Here is a 22,984-nt window from a genome sequence, read left to right as displayed (position 1 = left end):
CGAGCTGCAATTCGATTCTACTTCGAAACGGATATGCAGGTCAATTCTTGTTTTCTTCGCTTGGGAATTGTGACGATTGATGATTAAAAAACAGCGATTTTGGGTCATGGTTTGCGTTGCAGTGGCGCTGGCAACGGTCTGGAAAGCCATTTTTTTGGCATTTGAGGCATTTCCGTTCAATTCAGATGAAGCGATTGTGGCCCTGATGGCGCGGCATATTTTGCAGGGTGCCAGGCCGGTTTTCTTTTACGGGCAGGCGTACATGGGCAGCCTCGATGCTTATCTGGCGGCAGCCGGGTTCGTGCTGCTGGGCGAGCAAGTGATGGTGATTCGCCTGGTACAGATGCTGCTGTATGCGGGATTCTTGGTGTCCATCTCCGCGGCAGTGCGGGTCGCGTTTGAAAGCGACGAAGCCGGTATTTGGACGGCGTTTCTGCTGGCGATTCCTACGGTCAATATGACGCTCTACACCACCGTCAGCATGGGCGGGTACGGTGAGGCGCTGCTGATCGGCGGGTTGCAAACCTGGCTGGCGGTGATCACTGTGAAACGCCTGGAGTTGGATGAATCGAAAAGCGGGTATTTGTGGCTGGCCGGGCTGGGACTGGGTTTCTTAACCGGCCTGGGAGTATGGGCGAACGCGTTGAGCCTTGTTTTCACCGCGCCCGCGGCATTGATCGTGCTATTCAAAGCGGCCCGCGCCACGCGGGAGCGGCGAGGCGATTTTTTGTGGATTTTCGCTTTCACGTTTGTGGCGGGCGGGCTGGTTGGCGCGCTGCCGTGGTGGGGGTTCGCTGTTGAGCACGGGTTTGACCATCTGCTGGGCGAGCTGACCGGCAGCGCTGTGGCGGTGGAGCCGGGCTCATATTTAAGCCGGTTGGGGCGGCACACCGTGAATTTTCTGCTGCTGGGGCTGCCGGTGCTGCTGGGTGTGCGGCCGCCGTGGGAAATTCGCTGGCTGGCGCTGCCGCTGGCGCCGCTGGCACTGGTCTTTGCGGGGCTCAGCGCGGCGTACTTTGCGAAAAAGACCTGGCAAGAACGGGGTTTTTACCTGTTATTTGCCCTCTCCGCGTTGGCATTGATAGCTGGATTTTTGTTGACTTCTTTTGGGGTGGACCCTTCCGGGCGGTATTTTTTGCCGTTGGGAGCGTTTCTGGCGGTGTGTGGTGGGGTCTTTTTAGCCGCGAAGGCACCCAATCGCCGGCTGGCCTGGGCTGCGGTTGGCGCGGTGATGGCGTTTCACGGGGTGGGAACGGTACAGTCCGCGCTGCGTAACCCGCCCGGCCTGACCACCCAGTTTTACGCGCCAGCGCAGGTGGATCACCGTTACGCTCCGGAATTAATTGATTTTTTGAAAGCCAATCAGTTGACTCGTGGATATACCAATTATTGGGTGGCTTACCCGCTGGCTTTTCTCAGCCAGGAAGAGCTGATTTATATCCCCGCGCTGCCATATCACCCGGACTTGCGCTATACCGCGCGCGATAACCGTTACGCACCTTATAATGACATTGTTGCGCAGGCGGAGCAAATTGCTTACATTACCACCCACAACGAACCGCTCAACCAACAACTGCGCGGTGAATTTAAGCGGCTGGGGGCGGCGTGGGAAGAAAAAACCATTGGGGATTATGTGGTGTTTTACCACTTGAATCCAATGCTGCGAGTGGATGATCTAAACCTTGATTTAATTGAGGCAAAATGAGCGTGAAGAGTTCCCCGCAAAACAACGAACAACAAGTAGAGGGCTTGATGCTGGTTATCTGCCTGTTGCTGGTGTGGATCATCTCCGCGCGGGCGCCGCTGGACACCGATATGTGGTGGCATTTGCGCGCCGGTGAAAGCACGCTTGCCAGCGGCAAGCCGTTGCTGATGGATATTTTCTCTTTTACGCGCGGCGGCGAAGGATGGATGAATCACAGCTGGTTTTCTGAAGTGCTAATGGCGCTGGCCTATCGCGGTCTGGGCTACAGTGGCCTGGCGGGTTGGGTGGCGCTGACGGCGTGTGCGACGATGTTGATGGTGTGGACTCGTTTGGAAGGCCCGCCGCTGTATAGGGCGGTGTGGCTGCTGGCGGCGGCCATCTTCAGCTCGCTGGCCTGGGCGCCGCGCCCGCAGATTATGTCTTTGCTCTTTCTGGCGGTATTGGAGGAATTGATCGAAACGTCCCGGCAGGGCAAACCGAAGTGGTTGTGGGCGCTGCCGCTGCTGTTCGCGGTGTGGTCGAATTTGCACGCCGGTTACAGCCTGGGGTTCATTCTCATCGCGGCAATTCTGACCGGGGATGGATTGGACTGGCTGCTGACCGGGAAAAGCCTTAAACCCGCCAGCGCGCTGGCGTTGTGGGCAGGGCTGGCGGGGCTGGCAACCCTGATTAACCCTAACGGGTTGAACACCTGGCGCGTCGTTTTTTCCACGGTGGATGTGCAGGCGCTGCAGCAATTCATTTCCGAGTGGGCCTCCCCGGATTTTCACCAGTTGGACCAACTGCTGTTTTTGTTGTTCTTTCTGTTTTGCACGGTGATATTGGTGCTTTGCAAAGAGCGCGTCAGCGGGGCTGATCTGGCCAAGTTTTTTGCATTCAGCTTGCTGGCCTTTTACGCGCGCAGGAACATCGCGCCGTTCGCAGTGATCGCCGCGCCGGCTGCCGCAAGGGCGCTGCACCGCGGGTTGGACGGTTTGATCGCACCGGGGTCGCCTTTGAAGCGTGTGTCTCTGGCGATGCGGCAGTGGTTCCAACAGGCCAACCGCCCGCAGCACCCGTTTTTGCTGCGAGCGCGCAAATGGCTTAACCTGGGGATGGCGGCTGTTTTGGGTGTGGTAGGGCTGGGGAAACTGTACAGCGTATCTCACCCGGTGATGATGGACCGCTATCTCTCGGAAAGCTACCCGGTTAAAGCGGTGGAATGGCTGCGCTCACAAAGCGATATGGGCAACCTGCTCAATGAGTATGATTGGGGCGGTTACCTGATCTGGTTCGCGCGCGATGTGCCTGTGTTCATCGATGGGCGGACAGATTTGTATGGCGATAAAATTCTGGGAGATTGGATTAGGCTGGTTCAGGGAGGAGAGGGGGCTGACGAACTTCTGGAGCGGTATGAGATTGAGACACTGCTGCTGAGGCCCAACCGTCCGCTGGCGCGTCTGCTGGTGGCTGAGGACTGGAAAACAGTCTACGCGGATGATCAGGCAGTTATTCTGCAGCGTGAGGCGAAAAATCAACCATAGAGATCGCCGCGGCGGTCTTTCAGCACCGGGAAGTCTGTTCGCCAGGCCAGCAGGGCGTCAAAATCCAATTCGGCTGTCAGCAGGGCTTCCTCCTCCAGCGAAGCCTGGGCAAGAACCTGGCCTCTGGGGGAGATGATGGCGCTGGACCCGGTCAGGGTTTCTTTGCCGGTCAGCCCAACCGCGTTAACTCCAATGACAAAGGTTTGGTTTTCAATGGCGCGGGCGCGCAGCAAGGTTTGCCAGTGTTCCAGGCGCGGGCGCGACCATTGCGCCGGCAGCACAACGCATTGGGCGCCGGCCAGCATTTGCGCGCGGAACAGCTCGGGGAAGCGCAGATCATAGCAGATCGCTGGGCCAATTGAAATGCCCTGGTGGGTGAACACCGGGGCAAGCTCGCCGCCGGCTTGCAACCAGCTGTCTTCTCTGAGAGGCCGAAAGAGGTGTGTTTTTCGGTATCTGTAACGGATTTCTCCCTGGGGCGTGATGGTAACCAAACTGTTATAGAGATTGTCGCCTTCCGATTGCAGAACGGTGCCCCAAACGGTGAGCTGGTAATCCGCGGCCAGAGCGGCGATTTCTTGTAAGGCGGCGGGCGTTCCGCGGGCGTGTTCGCTGAAGTGTTTCAAATCGTAGCCATGCAGCCATAACTCGGGAAAGACAATCCAATGGGCGTGCAGGCGGGCGGCTGCTTGCATACGGGCGCGAGTGATTGCCAGGTTGGCGGTCAGCGAACCAAACTGGATGCGGGTTTGAGCAATGGCGGCGAGAATTTTCATGAATGATTGAATTATAATTGATTGCAAGCAGTGAAGCGAATGGGGGGAATCCGATTCAGGTAGAGGCAGATGGTATGAATCAATTAAGAACAAAACCGACTTTGAATACACTCTGGATCATTTTATCGGCCGTGATCCTTTTGGGACTCTTAACCTCGGCCAATTACCAGTATTCGAAACAAAATCCGGGGGGCACTGATTTTATGGTGCACTGGATGGGAACGCGCACTTATCTTATGGACGGATTAAGCCCTTACAGCGACGAGACCTCTTTGAAAATTCAAACATTTACCTACGGACGGGCGGCCGGACCGGGCGAACACGAGCTGCGGGTGGCCTACCCGCTGTATTCAATGTTTCTGTTTATGCCCTTTGCCGCCGCGGCGGATTTTGATCTGGCGCGCGCGCTATGGATGACCGTTTTGGAAGTGAGTCTTGTGGGCTTAAGCCTGATCAGCATTCAATTGACGGATTGGAAACCTTCTTTACTGATGCTGGGCGTTTTTTTGGGGTTCAGCCTACTGTGGTATCACGCGGTGCGCCCGCTGATTCTGGGAAACGCGGTGATTTTGGTGGCCGTGATGCTGGCAGGGGTTCTGTTGGCGATACGCAAGCGGGCGGATGAGCTGGCAGGGGTTCTGCTGGCATTTTCAACGATCAAGCCGCAGGTTGTGGCGCTGTTCATTGTTTTTATCCTGTTTTGGGCGGTTGCCAACCGGCGCTGGAAGCTGGTGGGCTGGTTCTTCGGAATTTTGGCGTTGCTGGTTGCGACTGCGTCTTTGTTGATTCCGGATTGGATATTGCAAAATCTGCGTGAAATTCTGCGCTACCCAGGGTATAACCCGCCTGGCACGTTGGGCGCGGCGCTGGCCGTCTGGCTGCCGGATGCCGGTAAGCGGATTGGCTGGGCAGTAACGGGGGTATTGAGCCTGGTTTTATTGCTGGAATGGAATATGGCCCGGCGGGCAAATTTCCGCGGATTTTTATGGGCGGCCTGCCTGACACTGGCAGCCAGTCTGTGGATTGGCATTCAAACTGACCCGGGCAATTTTATCGTGGCCTTCCCGGGGATTGTGTTGACCTTTTCGCTGTGGGATAAACGCTGGAGAGTGGGCGGGAAAAAGATCATTTACGCCTTTTCCGCGGTGCTGATGGTTGGAATCTGGGCAATTTTTCTGGCGACAGTGGAATATTCTTACCAGCCTATTCAAAGCCCGGTGATGTTTATCCCCCTGCCGCTGGCGCTGTTTGTGATGCTGTACTGGGTGCGTTGGTGGGCTGTGCGCCCGCCAAGCACATGGATGGATTCCATCTACGAGCTGGAAAACCCTGAATTGGAATGAAGAAAAAGACGGGCTGGCTGCTGGCAATTCTGGCAATGGCAGCTGGACTGCGGCTGCTGTTGATTGGCACGCGCAGTATCCAATACGATGACGCCTTTAGCCTGCTGCTGGCTGAACGCAGCCTGCTAGAGATTGTTCAAGGCACGGCGGCCGATACCATGCCGCCGCTGTTTTATTTTTTGCTGCATTTTTGGGGTTTGATTCAGCCTGGGATTGTGTTTGCCCGTCTGTTGAGCGTTTTGCTGAGCCTGGGCACCGTCTGGTTGGTTTATGAGCTGGTGCGCCTGGTCAGCGGCAGCGAGCGCGGCGGGCTGGCAGCGGCCTTTCTGGCGGCTGTCTCTCCCCTGCAAATTTACCACGCGCAGGATATTCGCATGTACGCCCTGGTGATGCTGACTGAAGCCGGTTACCTGGTGTGCTTTTTTCATTGGATCCGGGCCAAAAACGGCGCGCGGCGGCGAAGTCTGTTTGCGGCGGGGATGATCCTGTGCGCGGCGGCGGCGCTTTACAGCCACAATCTGGCTGGTTTTGGGCTGATCGTTCCCAACGCGTATTTGCTGTTGAAACGGGATTGGAAAAACCTGGGCAGGCTGCTGGCGCTGCAATTGCTGGTTGGTGTTTTCTTTGCCCCCTGGCTGGTCTATTTGCCCGGGCAATTGCAAAAGATTCAGGCAGCCTTTTGGACCCCGCGGCCAGGGGTGATCGAGCTGGTGCAGGCATTGGTGATGCTGGTGGCCAGCCTTCCGCTGCCGGGGGTGTGGCTGTGGGCTGGTGTATTGATAGCGCTGCAGGTGGTTGTGCTGACCGCGATTGAAGCAGCGCGGCTTTACCGCAAGGAAGCGCAAACGCGCGACGCGCTGGTTTTCTTCGGTCTGCTGCTTTTGCTGCCGCCGGCGCTGCTTTTTGGGGTGTCTTACCTGATCCGGCCGGTGTTTGTGCCGAGAGGCTTTCTGATTTCCAGCGCGGGGTTGTTAGGCCTGGCAGGGTTGGTGATTGCCCGGCAGTGGAAGGCGGGCGGCGGTAAGCTTTTGTTGGGCTTGTTTGTGCTGGCCGCTGTGATTTCGATCCCTTACCAGATCACTTACCAGGCGTTCCCGCGCTCGCCATTCGCGGAAGCGGCAGCTTACCTGAGTGAGTCTCAGCGGCCGGGGGATGTGATTGTCAATGACAACAAGTTGAGTCACTTTCCGCTGGCAGTCTATGCCCCTGAATTGGAGATGAAATTTCTGGCTGATGAGGTGGGATCGGCCAATGATACGCTGGCGCCGGCCACGCAAGCCGCGATGGATTTGACAGCTGAAGGCAGCATCGCGGCAGCCGCGGGTTCGGCGGACCGGCTGCGCTTTATTGTGTTCGCGAAAACCCTGGAAGAGTACGCGCAAATGGGCAGCGCGCACCCGGCGATTCGCTGGCTGGAGATGAATTATGCGCTGACCAGCAAAGAGGTGTTTGGAGACCTGGAGGTTCGCACCTATGAACGCTGATCCGGCAGGCTCTATCCGAAAGCGCATCCTCGTCCTGCTCTTAATCGCTGGCCTGGCCTTGCAGGTTGGTGTGGTGCTGCTGGTGCAAACACCCGGTTATATGGACGCAGAATATTACTTCGCGGGCGGCCAGCAACTCTACCGGGGGGATGGATTTTGGGAGCCATTCTTATGGAATTATCTGGATGACCCCGCGGGTCTGCCGCATATCTCGCATACTTATTGGATGCCTCTGCCTTCGCTGATCGCGGCAGGTGGGATGTTTTTGCAGGGAAATGATGGTTTCAACGCGGCTCGGTCACTATTTATTCCTCTGGCCGCATTGGTGCCACTGGTGACGGCGCTGATCGCCTGGCGGTTGGGGTTGAATACGCGCCAGGGGACGCTGGCAGGCGTTCTGGCGCTGTTTAGTGGGTTTTACCTGCCGTATGCTGCCCTGCCTGAATCCTTTTCGCTGTACATGCTCCTGGGCGGCGGTTTTTTTCTTACCGCGTTTCCGGTTTCGGGCAGTCTGGCGCAGCAGCCGGTACGCGCTGCGGCACTGGGGTTGATTGCCGGGTTGATGCACCTTTCGCGCGCGGACGGTCTGTTGTGGGGGTTGGGGGCTGCTGCCGTGATTATACTGGACGCGCTTGCCAGCCAGCCCGCGGGCCGGTGGAAAAAAGTGCTGGCTGGCGTGTTGCTGGCCGGGGCCGGTTACGCGCTGGTGATGGGAGCCTGGTATGGGCGAAATTTGAGCTTTTACGGCCAGGTGATGCCGCCGGGCGGCTCGAAAACCATCTACCTGACAGATTACAACCAGACTTTTGTTTATCCGGCAGATTCTCTGACACTGGAAACCTGGCTGCAAACCAGTTGGCGGGAGCATCTATCAGACCGCTTGCAAGCTCTGCAATCCAATTTAATGACTCTGTTGGGTGTGCAGAGTCTGGTGGTTCTGCTGCCTTTGATGAGCTTGGGGGGCTGGCGGTTGAGAAAACAACGCATGGTTTGGGTCGGGTTGCTGGCCTGGCTGGCCACGGTGTTGGTGATGACGCTGGTCTTTCCCTATTCGGGGGCGCGGGGTGGGTTCTTCCATTCGGGTTCGGCGCTGCAGCCGTTGCTATGGGCGCTGGCGCCTGCCGGATTGGAAGAGTTGATTGCGCTGGGCGCGCGGAAGCGCGGCTGGAAACCTGGGCAAGCGGGAACGGTTTTTGGGATTGGACTGGCAGTATTATGCGCGCTGATCAGCGGGATGTTGTTCTCGGCGCGGGTGTGGGGCGCCAGCGGAGAAGACTGGAACCTCACCTGGCGCGTTCATCAGCAAGTTGGCCGGCAGTTGGCCGCGTATGGGGCGCAAGAGACGGATATCGTGATGGTCAATAACCCTCCTGGGTTTCACGCGGCAACGGGATATCCGGCAGTGGTGATTCCAGATGGCAATGAGGATACACTGGCGGAAGTGGCGGATCGTTATGACGTGCAATATTTGGTGCTGGACCGCAATGCGGTGAGCGGGTTAAAAGATTTGTACGAAAACCCGCGGGATGTTCCGGGCTTTCATTACCTGGGGACATTCGCGGAATCGCACTATTTCCTATCTACCGGGTGGGGAGGGAATGAATGACACAATCCGCTGGCAAGCCTGAAAAGCTCATCAGAAATCAAACGCTGGTTCTGGCCCTGCTGGCGGCGGCCTGTCTGATAAGCGCGGCAGGGTATATATTGGCCAGCCGCCTGGTGTATAAAACGGGCTTTCCGCTGGATGACGCCTGGATTCACCAGACTTTCGCGCGCAACCTGGGGTTGTATGGCGAGTGGTCTTTCTTGCGCGGCATTCCGGCGGCGGGTTCCACTTCGCCGTTGTGGACTTTTCTGCTGGCGGCTGGTTATATGCTGGGCTTGTCTCCGTATGGATGGGCAATGGCTTTAGGCATGTGTGGATTATTTCTGACAGCCTGGGCCGGACAGGCCTTTGTGTCTGAGATTCAAGTTGACGCGCCGGGCCGCTGGCCCTGGGTGGCGGCGTTTTTGGGATTTGAATGGCATCTGGTGTGGGCGGCGGTTTCGGGGATGGAAACCGGCGTCTATGGGGGACTGATTCTGGTGTGCTTTTACCTGCTGGCCAGAAAGCGCAAACATTGGCTTGTGATCGGCTTGATGGCGGGAGGGATGGTATGGGTGCGGCCAGACGCCATTACCCTGTTGGGCCCCATCTTGTTTGTGGCTGCGCTGGAAAAAACATCTGATCTGCCCACCTGGAAAAAAGCCGCGTTTGCCCTGGCGGGGTTTTCCCTCGCCTTCGTCCCCTATCTGGGATTTAATCTTTCCATTTCTGGCAGCATCTGGCCGAATACGTTTTACGCGAAGCAGGCTGAATACGCGGTGTTGTATCAGACGCCGCTGATTCTGCGGTTTTTGAATCTGGCGCGCCTACCCCTGGTGGGTGCGGGGGTGCTGCTGCTGCCGGGTTTCGCTGCGAGCGCATATCAGAGTGTGAAACAACGCAATTTTATCCTGATGTCGGCAATTTTGTGGTGGCTGGGGTACACGGGAATTTATGCCGCGAGGCTGCCGGTTACTTACCAGCACGGGCGCTACCTGATCCCGGCCATGTGCGTCTATTTTGTGATTGGCGCGGCGGGGATGCTCAGCCTGGCCGGGCTGAATCTGCCGGGAAAATGGGCCTGGGGGTTGAAAACGCTCTGGAAACTTAGCTTCGCGGGGGTGTTGCTGGTCTTTTGGGGGGTGGGGGCAAACGCCTATGGCGAGGATGTGGCGATTATTGAAACCGAAATGGTGGATACGGCACATTGGTTGAATGAGAACACGCAACCCGGCGATCTGATCGCGGTTCATGATATTGGCGCCATCGGTTATTTTTCTGAACGTTCTTTGGTTGACCTGGCGGGGTTGGTCTCACCGGAGGTGGTGCCTTATATCCGGGATGAGGATGGGCTGGCGGTTTTTATGGATGAACGGGGCGTAGATTATCTGGTTACGTTTCCAGGTTGGTACCCCAGGTTGAGCGAGGGACGCATGCCTGTCTACCGGTCAGATGCGCAATTCGCGCCCAACGCCGGAGGTGAAAATATGGCGGTATACCGGTGGGAAATCCATCAAAAGAAATGAAATCTGCGATGTATTTGCCTGTTCAGACGTGTATATGCTATACTTCACGATTGAGAGATTTTTCTTCCATTCCAACGGAGCTGCTTGTAGAAAAGAACAGGAGTTCAAACGCATGGGTCTGCTAAACCAATCCGAGCCCAATCCCTGGGAAGATTTCAAGCAGTTTATTTCCAGCGAACTGCAAGAGTCGAAGCGCGCTTTGAATGAAATCACGTTGATGTTGGAGCAGAGCCAGGCGGAACTGGCAAAATTAACCCAGCGCAACGCGGTCATTACCGGTCATGTGCAGCAGATCATCGGTCAGCTTGAAGCGATCCCTCGGAGTGATATTGTATCCGCTTATAACGCATCTTTAGACGCCCAACAACGCCTGCTGGTGATGCGAACTCAGCTCGAAAAATTGCAAAGCGAGCGTGCCGGATTGCAGAAGTTGGTGGAAGTGCTGCAACGCACGCAGGAAATTTTTGGCGCCGACCTGACCGGAATTGCGAAAGGCGGCAACGGAACAGCGCTTTTGGAAATGTTAATTGATGGTCAGGAATCGATCCGGCAGCGGCTCTCTCGGCAGATGCACGATGGGCCAGCGCAAACTCTTTCGAATTTCATTGTGCAAACCGAAATTGCGGCTCGTTTGCTGGAAATTGACCCCAACCGTGCCAAGGAAGAATTAAATAACCTGAAAGTCGCCGCGATGAGCACATTCCAGAAGGTACGCGGTTTTATTTTTGAGCTGCGTCCGATGATGCTGGATGACCTGGGCCTGATACCCACTTTGAAACGATATGTTGATACTTTCAAAGAACAAACCGGCTGCGATGTGCAGTTGGCCATTAAAGGCCGGGAGCGCCGGCTGGAATCCTATATGGAGGTGATGATTTTCCGCGCGCTGCAAGAACTCATTGGAAACGCCGAAAAGCATAATCAAGATATGCCTATGAAGGTGCGGATTGAAGTAGAACTGTCCATTGAGGAGAATTTTGTTCGCGCCTCTGTCAGTGATAATGGGAAAGGTTTCCATGAAGGGGTCCTCAATGAGACCTCTGGAATGGGTTTGAAGTTTATTAAGCAACGGGTCGAATTAATGGGCGGTGTGATGGAATTGGATTCGGGACCCACAAAAGGCGCACGAATAGCTTTGCAGATTCCTGTGTAAAAAACTCAGCGGCAGGTCGCAAAGATCATTCATTAATTCTATTTTTATTAAGGAGGCTTTCGTGGCAAAAAAGGTAATTGGTCTCTTGACGGGTGGCGGAGATGTTCCCGGCCTCAACCCATGCATGAAGTCCGTGGTAATGAGCGCTCTCGAGAATGATTATCGTGTGATTGGTATTCGCCGGGGTTGGGCTGGTTTATTGCATTACAACCTGGATGAGCACAGCACGCATGATTATTATGTGAAAGACCTGTCGTTACATGATGTTCACCGGATTGATCGAACGGGCGGCACTTTCTTGCACACGTCTCGCACCAACCCTCAGCGTGTAAAGCCTCAGGATGTGCCAGATTTCTTAAAGAATTCCGCTTATGGAAAAGCCATCGATGATAAAGGCACGATGGATTACACCGATTATATCATGAAGGTGCTGTCGCACCTCGGTATCGATATTTTGGTTACCATTGGCGGTGACGATACCCTCAGCTACTCGGTTCGCCTGCATAAAGAAGGCTTCCCGGTTGTGGCCATCCCGAAAACAATGGATAACGATGTTTTTGGCACGGATTACTGCATCGGCTTTTCAACTGCCATTACCCGCAGCGTTGATTTCATCACCAATATGCGCACATCGGTGGGCTCACATGAGCGGATTGGTGTGGTGGAATTGTTTGGCCGCAACGCCGGTGAGACCAGTCTGATTGCCGGTTACCTGGCCTATGTTGACCGGGTTTTGATCCCTGAAGTGCCTTTCAATATGGAGCGGTTGGCCGGCTACATCATGGAAGACAAACGCAACAACCCTTCCAATTACGCCATTTTGACCATTTCAGAAGGCGCGATCATGGAAGCCGGCTCAATCATTGAATCTGGCGAGGAAGATGCCTACGGTCATCGCAAATTAGGTGGGATTGGCGAAGTTGTTGCGGAAGAGATTAAACGCCTGACCGGCCAGGGTATTATGTACCAGCAATTGGGCTATCTGATGCGCTCAGGCGCGCCAGATTCGCTGGACCGGATGGTGGCGATGTCTTTTGGGCATCTGGCTATTCAATTGATCCAGCGCAACGATTTTGGCAAGCTGACCGCGCTGCATGGCGGTAAGTACACAACGGTACCGGTGGAAATGGTGCTTTCGGGTAAGAAAGTTGTGGATGTGAAGTCTTTCTATGACATCAGCACTTACAAACCATTCATTAAAGATTTCCTGGGCGTTCCGATGTTCTTAAGTTAGGCACGGCTGTTGATCGGGCCGATGAAATTAAGGAGAAATTCAAATGATTGTTACTACTGAAAAGCTGTTTGAAGCAGCATATGGTAAGTACGCGATTGGCGCGTACAATATCAATAACCTGGAACAAACGATGGGCCTGTTCCGGGGTTGTATTGACAGCAAAGCTCCCTTTATTATCCAAATCAGCAAGGGCGCGCGTTCTTATACGCACAAAAACATGCTGGAAGCATTAATCCGCGCAGCCGACGAAATCTTCCCGGAGGCGGTTTTTGCGGTGCATCTGGATCATGGCGATGAGGCAACCTGTATGGACTGCATCCAGAGCGGTTTTTACAGTTCGGTAATGATCGACGCTAGCCATGAAGACTTTGATAAGAACATTGAAATTACCCGGCGAGTTGTCGAAGCGGCTCACGCGCGCGGAATCGTTGTGGAAGCAGAGTTGGGCCAGCTGGGCGGCGTGGAAGAACATGTTCAGGTCTCTGAAGCTGACGCTCACCTGACTGACCCCGAAACCGCGAAAGAATTTGTGGAGCGCAGCGGCTGCGATTCGCTGGCCGTAGCCATTGGCACCAGCCACGGCGCTTATAAATTTTCCGGCAGCCAGGCGCTGCGCTTCGACATTTTATCCGAAATTCAGAAGAAACTTCCCGGCTTCCCGCTGGTGATGCACGGCAGCAGCTCGGTTCCGCAGGAAGAAGTAGAGCGCATCAATGCCGCCGGCGGCCAGTTGAAAGGCGCGAAGGGCGTGGATGCGACCCAGTTCCGTCGCGCCGCAGAATTGGGCGTGACAAAAATCAATATCGATACTGACGGTCGCCTGGTGTGGACGCGCGTACACCGCGAATTCTTCAAAGAGCACCCTGAGAACTTTGATCTGCGCCCGCCAGGAAAAGAATTCATGGCCGCGTATGCCAAGTTCATTGCTGAGAAGAACGATTATCTCGGCAGCGCGGGCGAGTTGGACGCCGTTTGGAAGTTAATCAAGGGCTAACCGATTTCCGGTTATACCATAAACCCTGCTTGATGATTGGATCAGGCAGGGTTTTTTTCATCATGTGAGGAGAAGCAGACATGGGCAGAGAAGACCAGGGCGCTGACGCGGAACGTTACACCGTAATCCCCAGGACGCTGATTTTCTTGTTTCGTGGGGATGAAGTGCTTTTACTGAAAGGCAGCCCACAGAAACGATTATGGGCCAACCGCTATAACGGTATTGGGGGGCATCTTGAGCGCGGAGAAGGCGCGCTGGATGCGGCCCGGCGGGAATTGAAAGAGGAAACTGGTCTGGATGCAACGCTGCTGCGTCTGTGCGGCACAGTTTTGATTGACGCTGGAGCGGAGCACGGGATTTGTTTGCTGGTTTATTGGGGTGAAGCGGCAAACGGCGAGCCGCAAGAATCAGAAGAGGGAGAGTTAAATTGGGTCCATTTGGCGGAGCTGATTCATCTTCCGCTGGTGGAAGACCTGTACCAGCTTATCCCGGCGGTGCTGCGCAGCCGGGAAACGCAAATTCCGTTTTCAGCCCGCTATTGGTATGACGAGCAAAACCAGTTGAGGGTGGAAATTTCAGGTTGATGACGAATCGGATTTTTTGAATTCGTAAAAGATCAGCAGGGTGCTGCCGTATTTACGCTGGTCGAATTCGACAAAATGTTCCAGAGGCACTTCTTCATACTCAACCGGGTGGATTTGGACGATCACCCATCCGGAGGGGTCCATCCAGCCGGGGTTGGCGTCCACCTCACGCAGGGCACGCACCCATAACTGCTTGTACTGCGGCGGAGCGATGTAGAGGTAATCAAAGCGGTGATCTGGTTTTTGTTTTAGCAGGGCAAAGGCATCGCCAAAGATGACCTGGGCGTTGGCTTCCAGGCGGGTGTGCTGCAGATTGGCTTTAATGGTGGTCACCGCGGCGCGCGCCATGTCGGAAAAACGGACATACGCCGCGCCCCGGCTGAGCGCCTCTATGCCAACGCTGCCGGTTCCGCCAAACAGGTCAAAGAAATGAGCGTCAACAATATCCTGCCCGATAATGTTAAACAGCGCTTCTTTCACCCGATCAGTGATGGGACGAGTGGTGTCGCCGGGAACGGATTGGATGCGTAAACCGCGGGCTTTCCCCGCGATGATTCTGGGGTTACTCAAAGAAATACCTCACTTGACGATCAGGGTCTGGCGTTGGTGATGACCTTATCCAGGTATTTATGCAGTTCGGCGTCTTCGCGCTCGCGGTCTTTGATATAGTCCACCATATATTTCGAGCGGCGCAGCCGTAAGGCCATCGGAATCACTGCCTTGAGATCTTCGGGTTCCACCCGCTTGCGGCCATCGGCGGCGGCATGCGCCTTGGCCGATTCAAACAGGGTGATTTCAGCGCGCAGGGAGTCGATCTTTAGCTGCTGGATGAGTTGAATGCCTGAGCGGGCGATCTTTTCTGGTATGGATACTGTGCGGACCAACTTGCGGGCGGCCTGGATCTCTTGACGGGCCTGGATGGATTCTTCTTCAAACAAGGAAGTAAAGAGATGGGGGTTGCTGCGGTACGCCACTGTGCGTTCATAAGCGGTTTTGCGCTCTTTTTCGTCCTCAAGCCCTTTTACGATCACCCGCAAGCCAAAGCGGTCCAGAATCTGTGGGCGCAGATTGCCCTCTTCGGGATTCATGGAACCGATTAAGGTGAATCGGGAACGGTAGGTAGCTGAAAGCGGCCCGCGGCGCACGGTAAAGCTGCCTTGCGCGGCCGCGTCTAACACAGCATCAATGATATCGTCCTGCAACAGGTTGACCTCATCCAGATAGAGCAGGTTTTGGTCGGCCTGTGCCAGAATGCCTTTTTTGAGGCGCAAGCGGTTTTGAAGCAGTGAGCGTTCATCAACGCCGCCAATCACGTCTTCCAGGCGGGCGTTAAGAGGCAATTCCACCAGGCGGGCAGGTTCCATGCAGGAGAGAGGTTTGCCTTCGGCAAATCTGCGCGCGCAATCAGGGCACACGGCGTCCATGCCGCCGGCTTCCACGTCTGCTTCGGTGCAGCCATAAACACACAGGCTGCGGGGTACATCGGGAATGAGGTTAACCAGGCTGCGGACGGCGGTGGTTTTACCGGTTCCGCGCGGGCCAACCAGCAGCACGCCGCCCAACATGGGATTAACCAAGGAGAGGATGAGAGAAAGTTTCATCTCATCCTGCCCAACCAGCCCGAGGAAGGGATAGGGGAGCGTCTCGGCGATGCCCATATCTTCGTGGGGTATATCTTTGGGCAGATCGCGGCCAGTAACCCGATCGATCAATTCGCGCAGCGACCTGACTGGGGGTAATGTGTGGTTGGGGTGATCTTCTTCCAACGCATGGCCACCGAAGATTTCCGGATCAACCGGGGTGTTCTCGGGCTGTTCAACAGGATTTATATCTGGGTCGGTCGTATTTATGTCCATAGATTGAATCAATCACTTTTGACATCATTATACGTCCACAGACGGTTCGCGAAGAAATTCCACATCATCACTACCAGGATCGCGGTTGCCAGAGAGAGATTATGCCCCAGGAAAGTGGCCGAGAAAAAGAAATTGGAGGGCAGCATCTTTTCAAAGACGGGCACGGTGGCCGACTCGAGGAAGGCAAACAGCGGCGTGCGGATGAGGAGGCCAATGACATTAATGGCCGCGAATTGAATGATCTGCGTGCTGACGGACTTGGAACGGGAATCGGGATAGGTCCAATAGCGATTCCAGAGAAAGTTGTTGAGCACGGCGGCGACGAATGATATGACACTGGACACCACTGTATCCACATGAAGAACTGCGGATAAGAGATTGAACAGTCCAAAATCAACGACCGCGCCGATGGCGCCCACAATGGCAAAGCGAAAAAAACGTCTTTGTTCGTTACGTTTTGTTAGGATCATGCTAAAGACCTAATTTGGATTTGAAGTAGGGTGCAGTACGGCGAATGCCATCCGCAAGTGCAATGGTCGGGTTCCAGGCCAGAACTTGATTGGCACGCGAAATATCGGGTCTGCGGCGCTGTGGATCGTCTCCCAGGCGCTTTTCCATTTTGAAGGTGATTTCAGACTGGCTGCCAAGAACATTGATGATGGTCTTGGCGAAATCGAGGATGGAGGTTTCTACCGGATTGCCGATATTAACAGGTTCGTGGTAATCGGACATGAGCAGGCGATAGATGCCTTCGACAAGGTCTTCCACAAAACAAAAGCTGCGGGTCTGCGCGCCGTCCCCATAGATCGTGAGCGGCTCGTTGCGCAGGGCTTGCTGGATGAAATTTGGCACCACCCGACCATCATCCAGGCGCATGCGCGGGCCGTAAGTGTTGAAAATGCGCACGATGCGGGTATTAATGCCGTGGGCACGATGGTAGGCCATCGTCAGAGCTTCGGCAAAGCGTTTGGCTTCGTCATATACAGAGCGCACGCCGATTGGGTCGCAGTGGCCCCAATACGACTCTTTCTGTGGGTGCTCGAGGGGATCGCCATAGATTTCACTGGTAGAAGCCAGCAAGTACCGGGCATTATGCGCGCGGGCAACTCCCAAGGTATTGTGCGTGCCCAGGGCGCCGGCTTTCATGGTCTGAATGGGCAGGTTGGTATATCCAAAAGGAGAGGCCGGGTTGGGGCTGGCAGGTGAGGCAAAGTGCATTACGGCGTCAATTTTCCCTGGCACGAAGATGAAGTTGGCAACGTCGTGCCGGATAAAGGAAAACGATGGATGGCCTGAAAGATGTCCCAGGTTTTCGGCGTTGCCGGTGATGAAGTTATCCATGCCGATCACTTCGTGGCCTTCTTTGAGTAAGCGGTCGCATAAATGCGAACCCAAAAAACCTGCTGCTCCGGTGATTAATACTCTCATGTGTTCGTTTCTCCTCGTTGTTTATTTCCAATCCACTCGCGCAATGGAGCCGTCGCCGGTAATCTGCTGAGATTGGCCGGTTTCCGACTGGATGAGCCACAAATTGCCCTGGTAAATCACCGCCAGCCAGACGGGCGCCTGGTCATTAGCGGTTTTGCCCCAAACAATTCGCTGCGGCTCCAAGCCAGGTGAGCCATCGGGAGGGAAGATCGTTCGCGGGTTTGAGCCGTCTTGTTCGACAATCACAAGGCGGTAGCGGCTAGATTCTGACTGTTCTGGAAAAATTGATTGTAAAAAGGCAAGTGAATAACGGTTTTTCGTTTGAAACGGGCCGCATACCGGGTTGGCAAACATGCCCGTTTGTGCAGCCAGGCTAAAGGCCAGTTCATCTTCTGGAATGTGGGCGGAGAGGTCAAACAGCGGAGAAATTTCATCACTGGAAAGTCCCGGCATGGGCGTGTGAGTGATGGAATAAAGCACACTGCTGTCGGGCGCCCAATCCAGTTGAGGTGTCCAGGCCCAATCTCCACGGGTCTGGTAGGGGATCAGATCTTCCAGCGCGAGTAACTGGTTGTTTTCAAAATCCACCAGGCCGATGCCATCCGGCCGGGCAAACGCCAGCGCGGAGCCATCTGGCGACCAGCGGAATTGAGTGCCCCACCAACCATAAATGCCCCCAGAATTCGCTTCTAAAATTTCTTCCTGGTTGGTGATGACTCCGGAAGAATTGAAGGATAGCAGTTGCAGGTCGTTGTTGGCTTGCCAACCAGGAGCGATCTCGCGCGGCTCAACGGTAGAGTAGGTAATGGTTTGACCGCGGCCGGGGACCCAGTCTGCGAAGTGAATGATGTTGCGCACGCGCAAATCAATAGGTTCAGCCGATTTGCTCTGCAAGTTTAACGCCCAAAGGGCGTTAATCTCACCATCTTGTTGTGAGGTGCGGGTAAATAAGAGCCATGTGGCATCGGGTGAGAGCGAGAAAACCCGCCCATCCAGGTCGCCGCTGGTGATGAGGGGGGTGCGGTTGCCCGTGGTTTCACTCATCAGCCAGGCAGAGCCGGCTGTGAGGTATACCAGCGATCCACTGATTTCAACCGATGTAAATGGGGTTTGAATACCCACCATCACAATTTCTGGCAGGGCTTCTTGCAGGGTAATGGATTTAATGGCGGAATTAGAGACCTCTACTCCGTTCTCTTTGACAACGCGGTGGGTGATCTGCTGCACTCCGTTCTGGCCGAACTGAATGAGCATGGTTTGGCCTTCCGGAAGCGATTCATTACGAACCGTCTGGCGCTGGAAGGGGATGGTGGTCTCTTCCAGAACAAATTCTTCGGTAACGCGGATAATGACAACTGAGTCCTTGTCTGCCAGGAGGGTGGCCAGGGGAGGAGAAACGCGGTCAAGTGGGTTAATTTGTATTCCCGCCATTTGCAACGCTGCCTGCACGGTAGAACCGGCGGGAAAGACCTGCGTTGTTTGCGCGCCGTCCACCCAAATGGTTACGGTTACGGTTGGCTGAGTATTGGCAGCCGGGACGCAGGCAGCAACAAGCAAAAGCATCACGGCCGTGATGAGGTAGAAGAGGAATGGCGTTTTGGAAAGCCGGTTTTGGTTGGCAGGGTAGTGGATGACAGTATTCATTCGCAAACCGTGATTTGAATTTCCCCAGTCCCTTCGATGGATGCGGTATTCCATGATAAAATTAATTTTTGCGCACCGTAATTGTGATCGCGTCATTCCCAACGACCAGGTCTACGATTTCAAGCTCTCCGGCAGTCTCGCTCATTGCCTGGTTAATGCTGGTGTTGACAAAGCTGGAAAGGTTGTCTACCATACTTTGAGGGGCAGGGAACTGCCCAAAATCAACCGACTGAAGCTGGATGGATGGCTTTCCGGCTGCGTCTTTTACAGCGGCCAAAGTGAGCTGGACGCCGACAGAAATGGGGCCTTGTTGGATGTTTCCAACCACCCAAATCTGTTCGCCTTCGATCTGGACCTGCGGATTAGAAAAACCGCCGCTTTCTGCTCCAGCAAGCTGATTTGCCAATAACGCGGAGAGCTGCGATTCTGTTAGCTGAATGGTGGTTGCACCGCTCTGCCCTAATTGATCGGCGGCTTCTTCCAGAGTGTTGACAGCGCTTTGCGCGTCTTGCGCGGAGACTTCCACCGGGCTGTGCGGATCACTGGCCACACTGACGGGTAAGTTGCAAGCGATGGACACAAACGTAACAATAAGAAGGAATGGAATCAGTTTTCCATAAATCGATTTCATAAAAATAATCCTTGAACAAACGACTTTAATGATCAGGAGACAAGCCATATTATAGCATGAGTGAACAGGCACAATATTCTCATCTATCACAGAGTGATATCCGCAATGCCATCGAAGCACTGCTTTATGTGGCTGCCGGTCCGGTGTCTCCAGGGCAATTGGCAGAGACGTTGGCGATCAAGGTCAAAGAGGCGGAAGAACAACTCAAGGCGCTGGAGGTGGAGTATCAAGCCCAGCGTGGTTTGCGCTTGCAGTGGCATGCCGGGCGGGTTCAAATCACCACCGCGCCGGAATACGCGGACCTGGTGGAAAAATTTTTGGGGCTCGATGCAACCCAGAAACTGAGCCGCGCGGCATTGGAGACCCTGGCGATCATTGCATACCGCCAGCCGGTTACCCGGCCGGGGGTGGACGCGATTCGCGGTGTGAACAGTGATGGTGTGATGCGCAGTCTTTTGAGCAAAGGTTTGGTGGAAGAGGTGGGCCGGGCAGATGGCCCGGGGCGGCCGATTCTTTATGGGACAACGGCCGACTTTTTGCAGTATTTTGGATTGGGATCATTAGGCGAGCTTCCGCCGTTTGAGGAAGAAACCGCAGAAGAGACGCCCAAAGGCAATGGATTGTTGAAAGATTAAGGATAGAGGCAATGGAAGAACGCGTACAGAAAATTTTAGCGCAACTAGGCTATGGCTCTCGGCGCTCTTGTGAGGAGTTGATCATCCAGGGGCGGGTTACGGTCAACGGCGCGATCGTGGAAATTGGATCGAAGGCTGAATCCGGGCGGGATAAAATCGCGGTGGATGGCAAGGATGTGCCTGCCACGGCCCCCAAACCGGTTTATATCATGGTGCACAAGCCTCAATACGTGCTGTCGGTGCAGGACGAAAGCGATCAGCGCAGGAAGGTGTTTGATCTGGTGCCCGATTTTGGGCATTTATTTGCGGTTGGGCGTTTGGATTTTGACAGCGAGGGGTTGATGCTGCTGACAAATGATGGTGAGCTGGCCAACCGCCTGACGCACCCGCGCTACGGACATGAGAAGGAATATAAAGTGCTGGTGATCGGTGAGCCGGACGGCCAGCAGCTTCGCGCCTGGCGCAGCGGTGTGGTTCTGGAAGATGGATACCGCACCCAGCCGGCGACGGTGGAAGTGAACCACACTGACCGGGGAGAAACCTGGCTGACGGTTACGATGAAAGAAGGGCGCAAGCGCCAGATCCGCGAAGTAGGCGCGCGGATTGGACTGCCGGTGAAGCGAATTATCCGAGTGCGGTTAGCCAATCTGGAACTGGGCAAGTTGAAGGTGGGGCAGTGGCGTCACCTGACGGCGCAGGAAGAACTGAGCTTGAAGCGCACAGCGGGGATTAAGCCCGAATCGATGGCGGGGCGAAAGACTGCCCGGCCGGTTGGGCCCGCGCGCAAGCCAATGGGTAAGCCTGGCGCGAAACCAGCCGGGAAGCCAACGGGTAAACCAGCGGAAAAACCTGCTCGCCGGCCGGTTGGAAAGCCAACCTCGAAACCAGATGGCAAACCTGTGGCGAAACCGACGGATAAACCCGGTGAGCGAACAAAACGCTTTCGGCGGGATTCTTAAAGAAAAAAAACAACAACCCCATGTGAGGTTGTTGTTTTCTTAATGTGATGGTGGTGGGTTATTCTTCTGAGTCTGGCAGCAGGTTTTGGATGGATTTGATTTCTTCCATGTTGACCGGGTTTTCTTTGGTCACGCGGCGAAAATAGTCTTTGGCTTTTTCCAGCAGCACAGTGGGGTGCGGGGCGTTCTCGGCCTGAGTCTCTGCTTTGGGATTGTAGAAGGCTAAAATGGCTTTGACAGGGGGGTGTTCTTGCAGGTTCAGCTTTTGGGTGAGGTACCGTTCCAGGTCTTCAATGGCGGTTTTGACTTCATAATCGGGGCGGCCGATACTCTCCTGGGCGAAGAGCTTCATAAAGAAGTTGCCGCCTTTTTGTTTCCAGCGATTCCGTTTCTCGTCGTAAGTGATGGTGCCAGCCTGGTGGTACGGCATGATTATCCAGATGCCCGCCGGGCCGACCAGCAAATGCGAGACGGGCGTGGCAAAATGGTAGAGGGTGAATTTATTGTCCAGACCTTTGAGCGCCGCGCTGATTTTGTGATCTACCCGCGATTTGACCCCGATTCGGTTGGTGTAAAAGACGCTGACCTGTGAGGTAACAAAGCCAACCAATAAGGCGATGTAGGAATATAGCATCAGACTGGGCTGAAAGGACATGTAAAGACCCACGCCCAAGATAGCCAGACTGGCCCACAAGAAGTATTTCCCGATCTTTTGATTGCGTACGACGTATTTTTCGTTGGTAACAATTTTCATTCTATTACAGTCCGTCCTATTCGTTTTCAGGTGTGGTTTCAAAGCGAGATTGGATATTCTCGCGTAAGGCTTCCAGCAGGTTGTTGTTGGCGGCGACGTGCGCGGCACGCAGCGCACTGTGAATGGCGTGCGCGTCTGACCGGCCGTGTCCAACGAACACCAATCCGTCGATGCCCAGCAAAGGAGCCGCGCCGACTTCGGAGGGGTCGAGCATTTTCTTCACTTTACCAAAGGCGGGTTTGGCGAGAAAGGCACCCATCTTGGTACGGGTGGAGGCCATCAATTCTTCTTTTAATACCGTCAGCAGCATTTTGGCTACCGATTCGCTGGTTTTGAGCAGCACATTGCCGGTGAAGCCGTCGGTAACGACTACATCCGCGTGACCGGCAAAGAGTTCTTTAGCTTCCACATTGCCGATGAAGTTCAAACCAATTTCTTCCATGAGGTGATAGGTGTCTTTGATCAATTGATTGCCTTTGCCCGCTTCCTCACCATTGGAAAGCAAGCCAATCCGTGGGTTTTCGACCCCCAGGGCTTTTTGCGCGTAAATGCTGCCCATCACGGCGAACTGCTGCAGAAAATTGGGGCGGCAGTCGGCGTTGGCGCCAATATCTAGCACAACCGTATAACCGGTCATCACCGGGAACATGGCGGTGAGAGCGGGGCGTTGGACGCCTTTAATGCGTCCCAATTTGCGCAGGCCGTTAAACATCGCCGCGCCGGTGTTCCCGGCGGTGACAAAGGCGCGCGCCTCACCTGATTTGACAAGGTCCAGGCCGATAGCCATTGAATTGTTGGGTTTTTTGCGTGCCGATTCGACTGCTTTTTCGCCCATTTCCAGCACATCGGGGGCGTGGACAATTCGTACCGGCAGACCCTTGGTGTTAGCGGCTTTGAGACGCGGCTCAAGCAGCTCTTGCTGCCCAACCAGGATGATCTCTTCCTGCAGTTCCTCCGCGGCTGTTAGCGCGCCGGTAACTTCGGGTTCGGGATATTGGTCACTTCCCATTCCATCGAGAACAATTGCCATGATTAACTCTCCTTAGAAGCTATCTCAAAAATGGTAAACTCAGGCTCAAATCCTCACGAGGAACGAGCCGATGGACCTTACAGACGAACAATGGAAAGTAATCAAACCGCTTATACCAGAACCACCGAAACGAGCCGATG

Annotated in this window: 21 protein-coding genes; 12 read left to right on the top strand and 9 right to left on the bottom strand. The window is 54.8% G+C overall.

What is annotated here, in order from left to right; all coding sequences use genetic code 11:
* The first annotated feature begins 79 nt into the window (after positions 1-79).
* Positions 80-1,705 carry a hypothetical protein gene (locus tag ADN00_RS20035; RefSeq protein WP_075063585.1) on the top strand — a complete coding sequence of 542 codons (1,626 nt, stop codon included), beginning with the start codon at positions 80-82 and terminating at the stop codon, positions 1,703-1,705.
* Positions 1,702-3,228, top strand: coding sequence for a hypothetical protein (locus ADN00_RS13810; RefSeq protein ID WP_075063584.1), 1,527 nt, complete (start codon positions 1,702-1,704; stop codon positions 3,226-3,228). Before ADN00_RS20035 ends, ADN00_RS13810 begins: the two co-directional genes overlap by 4 nt.
* Here the strand turns inward: ADN00_RS13810 and ADN00_RS13805 are convergent.
* Positions 3,219-4,004: a nitrilase-related carbon-nitrogen hydrolase gene (locus tag ADN00_RS13805; RefSeq protein ID WP_075063583.1), complete on the bottom strand. Its 786-nt coding sequence runs from the start codon at positions 4,002-4,004 to the stop codon at positions 3,219-3,221. The genes ADN00_RS13810 and ADN00_RS13805 overlap by 10 nt on opposite strands.
* 74 nt (positions 4,005-4,078) lie before the next feature.
* Here ADN00_RS13805 and ADN00_RS13800 point away from each other — a divergent pair, with 74 nt between their 5' ends.
* The 8 genes from ADN00_RS13800 to ADN00_RS13765 all read left to right on the top strand — a co-directional run bounded on the left by ADN00_RS13800 (position 4,079) and on the right by ADN00_RS13765 (position 13,907).
* The gene (locus ADN00_RS13800) at positions 4,079-5,347 is read left to right on the top strand and encodes a glycosyltransferase family 87 protein (RefSeq protein ID WP_075063582.1); all 1,269 of its coding nucleotides are present in this window, start codon (positions 4,079-4,081) and stop codon (positions 5,345-5,347) included.
* The gene (locus ADN00_RS13795) at positions 5,344-6,831 is read left to right on the top strand and encodes a glycosyltransferase family 39 protein (protein ID WP_075063581.1); all 1,488 of its coding nucleotides are present in this window, start codon (positions 5,344-5,346) and stop codon (positions 6,829-6,831) included. Before ADN00_RS13800 ends, ADN00_RS13795 begins: the two co-directional genes overlap by 4 nt.
* Complete coding sequence (locus ADN00_RS13790; protein WP_075063580.1) at positions 6,821-8,437, top strand: phage tail tape measure protein; 1,617 nt, start codon at positions 6,821-6,823, stop codon at positions 8,435-8,437. Before ADN00_RS13795 ends, ADN00_RS13790 begins: the two co-directional genes overlap by 11 nt.
* Positions 8,434-9,942, top strand: coding sequence for a hypothetical protein (locus ADN00_RS13785; RefSeq protein ID WP_075063579.1), 1,509 nt, complete (start codon positions 8,434-8,436; stop codon positions 9,940-9,942). The genes ADN00_RS13790 and ADN00_RS13785 overlap by 4 nt, the downstream gene beginning before the upstream one ends.
* A gap of 112 nt (positions 9,943-10,054) precedes the next feature.
* Positions 10,055-11,095, top strand: coding sequence for a sensor histidine kinase (locus ADN00_RS13780; protein ID WP_075063578.1), 1,041 nt, complete (start codon positions 10,055-10,057; stop codon positions 11,093-11,095).
* A 61-nt stretch (positions 11,096-11,156) separates the two neighbouring features.
* Positions 11,157-12,329: a 6-phosphofructokinase gene (locus ADN00_RS13775; protein ID WP_075063577.1), complete on the top strand. Its 1,173-nt coding sequence runs from the start codon at positions 11,157-11,159 to the stop codon at positions 12,327-12,329.
* Between the two features lie 43 nt (positions 12,330-12,372).
* Positions 12,373-13,323, top strand: a complete 951-nt coding sequence (locus tag ADN00_RS13770) for a class II fructose-bisphosphate aldolase (RefSeq protein WP_075063576.1) — start codon at positions 12,373-12,375, stop codon at positions 13,321-13,323.
* Positions 13,324-13,403: 80 nt separating this feature from the next.
* The gene (locus ADN00_RS13765) at positions 13,404-13,907 is read left to right on the top strand and encodes an NUDIX hydrolase (protein ID WP_075063575.1); all 504 of its coding nucleotides are present in this window, start codon (positions 13,404-13,406) and stop codon (positions 13,905-13,907) included.
* Here ADN00_RS13765 and rsmD read toward each other — a convergent pair.
* The 6 genes from rsmD to ADN00_RS13735 all read right to left on the bottom strand — a co-directional run bounded on the left by rsmD (position 13,899) and on the right by ADN00_RS13735 (position 19,466).
* Complete coding sequence (rsmD, locus tag ADN00_RS13760; RefSeq protein WP_075063574.1) at positions 13,899-14,477, bottom strand: 16S rRNA (guanine(966)-N(2))-methyltransferase RsmD; 579 nt, start codon at positions 14,475-14,477, stop codon at positions 13,899-13,901. The genes ADN00_RS13765 and rsmD overlap by 9 nt on opposite strands.
* 20 nt (positions 14,478-14,497) lie before the next feature.
* Positions 14,498-15,763: an ATP-binding protein gene (locus ADN00_RS13755; protein WP_082390142.1), complete on the bottom strand. Its 1,266-nt coding sequence runs from the start codon at positions 15,761-15,763 to the stop codon at positions 14,498-14,500.
* Positions 15,764-15,771: 8 nt separating this feature from the next.
* Positions 15,772-16,233: a GtrA family protein gene (locus ADN00_RS13750; RefSeq protein ID WP_075063573.1), complete on the bottom strand. Its 462-nt coding sequence runs from the start codon at positions 16,231-16,233 to the stop codon at positions 15,772-15,774.
* A gap of 1 nt (position 16,234) precedes the next feature.
* Positions 16,235-17,191 (bottom strand): UDP-glucuronic acid decarboxylase family protein, encoded by a 957-nt coding sequence (locus ADN00_RS13745; protein WP_075063572.1) that lies wholly within the window; start codon positions 17,189-17,191, stop codon positions 16,235-16,237.
* A 21-nt stretch (positions 17,192-17,212) separates the two neighbouring features.
* The gene (locus ADN00_RS13740) at positions 17,213-18,835 is read right to left on the bottom strand and encodes a G5 domain-containing protein (RefSeq protein ID WP_075063571.1); all 1,623 of its coding nucleotides are present in this window, start codon (positions 18,833-18,835) and stop codon (positions 17,213-17,215) included.
* Positions 18,836-18,896: 61 nt separating this feature from the next.
* A complete protein-coding gene (locus ADN00_RS13735; protein ID WP_075063570.1) occupies positions 18,897-19,466 on the bottom strand; it encodes a hypothetical protein in 570 nt (189 codons plus the stop codon).
* Between the two features lie 56 nt (positions 19,467-19,522).
* On the opposite strand from ADN00_RS13735, the gene scpB reads away from it, so the two are divergent.
* A complete protein-coding gene (scpB, locus tag ADN00_RS13730; RefSeq protein ID WP_075063569.1) occupies positions 19,523-20,101 on the top strand; it encodes an SMC-Scp complex subunit ScpB in 579 nt (192 codons plus the stop codon).
* 11 nt (positions 20,102-20,112) lie between these two features.
* Complete coding sequence (locus ADN00_RS13725; protein WP_075063568.1) at positions 20,113-21,060, top strand: pseudouridine synthase; 948 nt, start codon at positions 20,113-20,115, stop codon at positions 21,058-21,060.
* 58 nt (positions 21,061-21,118) lie between these two features.
* Here ADN00_RS13725 and ADN00_RS13720 read toward each other — a convergent pair whose 3' ends face one another.
* Both ADN00_RS13720 and plsX read right to left on the bottom strand, forming a co-directional pair.
* On the bottom strand, positions 21,119-21,814 hold the full coding sequence (locus ADN00_RS13720; RefSeq protein ID WP_075063567.1) for an NERD domain-containing protein: 696 nt from the start codon (positions 21,812-21,814) through the stop codon (positions 21,119-21,121).
* Positions 21,815-21,830: 16 nt separating this feature from the next.
* Positions 21,831-22,844, bottom strand: a complete 1,014-nt coding sequence (plsX, locus tag ADN00_RS13715) for a phosphate acyltransferase PlsX (protein ID WP_075063566.1) — start codon at positions 22,842-22,844, stop codon at positions 21,831-21,833.
* Positions 22,845-22,984 lie beyond the last annotated feature (140 nt).

It is taken from the genome of Ornatilinea apprima (genome assembly GCF_001306115.1).
Taxonomy (GTDB): Bacteria; Chloroflexota; Anaerolineae; order Anaerolineales; family Anaerolineaceae; genus Ornatilinea; species Ornatilinea apprima.
Note: the sequence above shows the minus strand (reverse complement) of the source record. Positions and strands in the feature narration are given on the sequence as shown.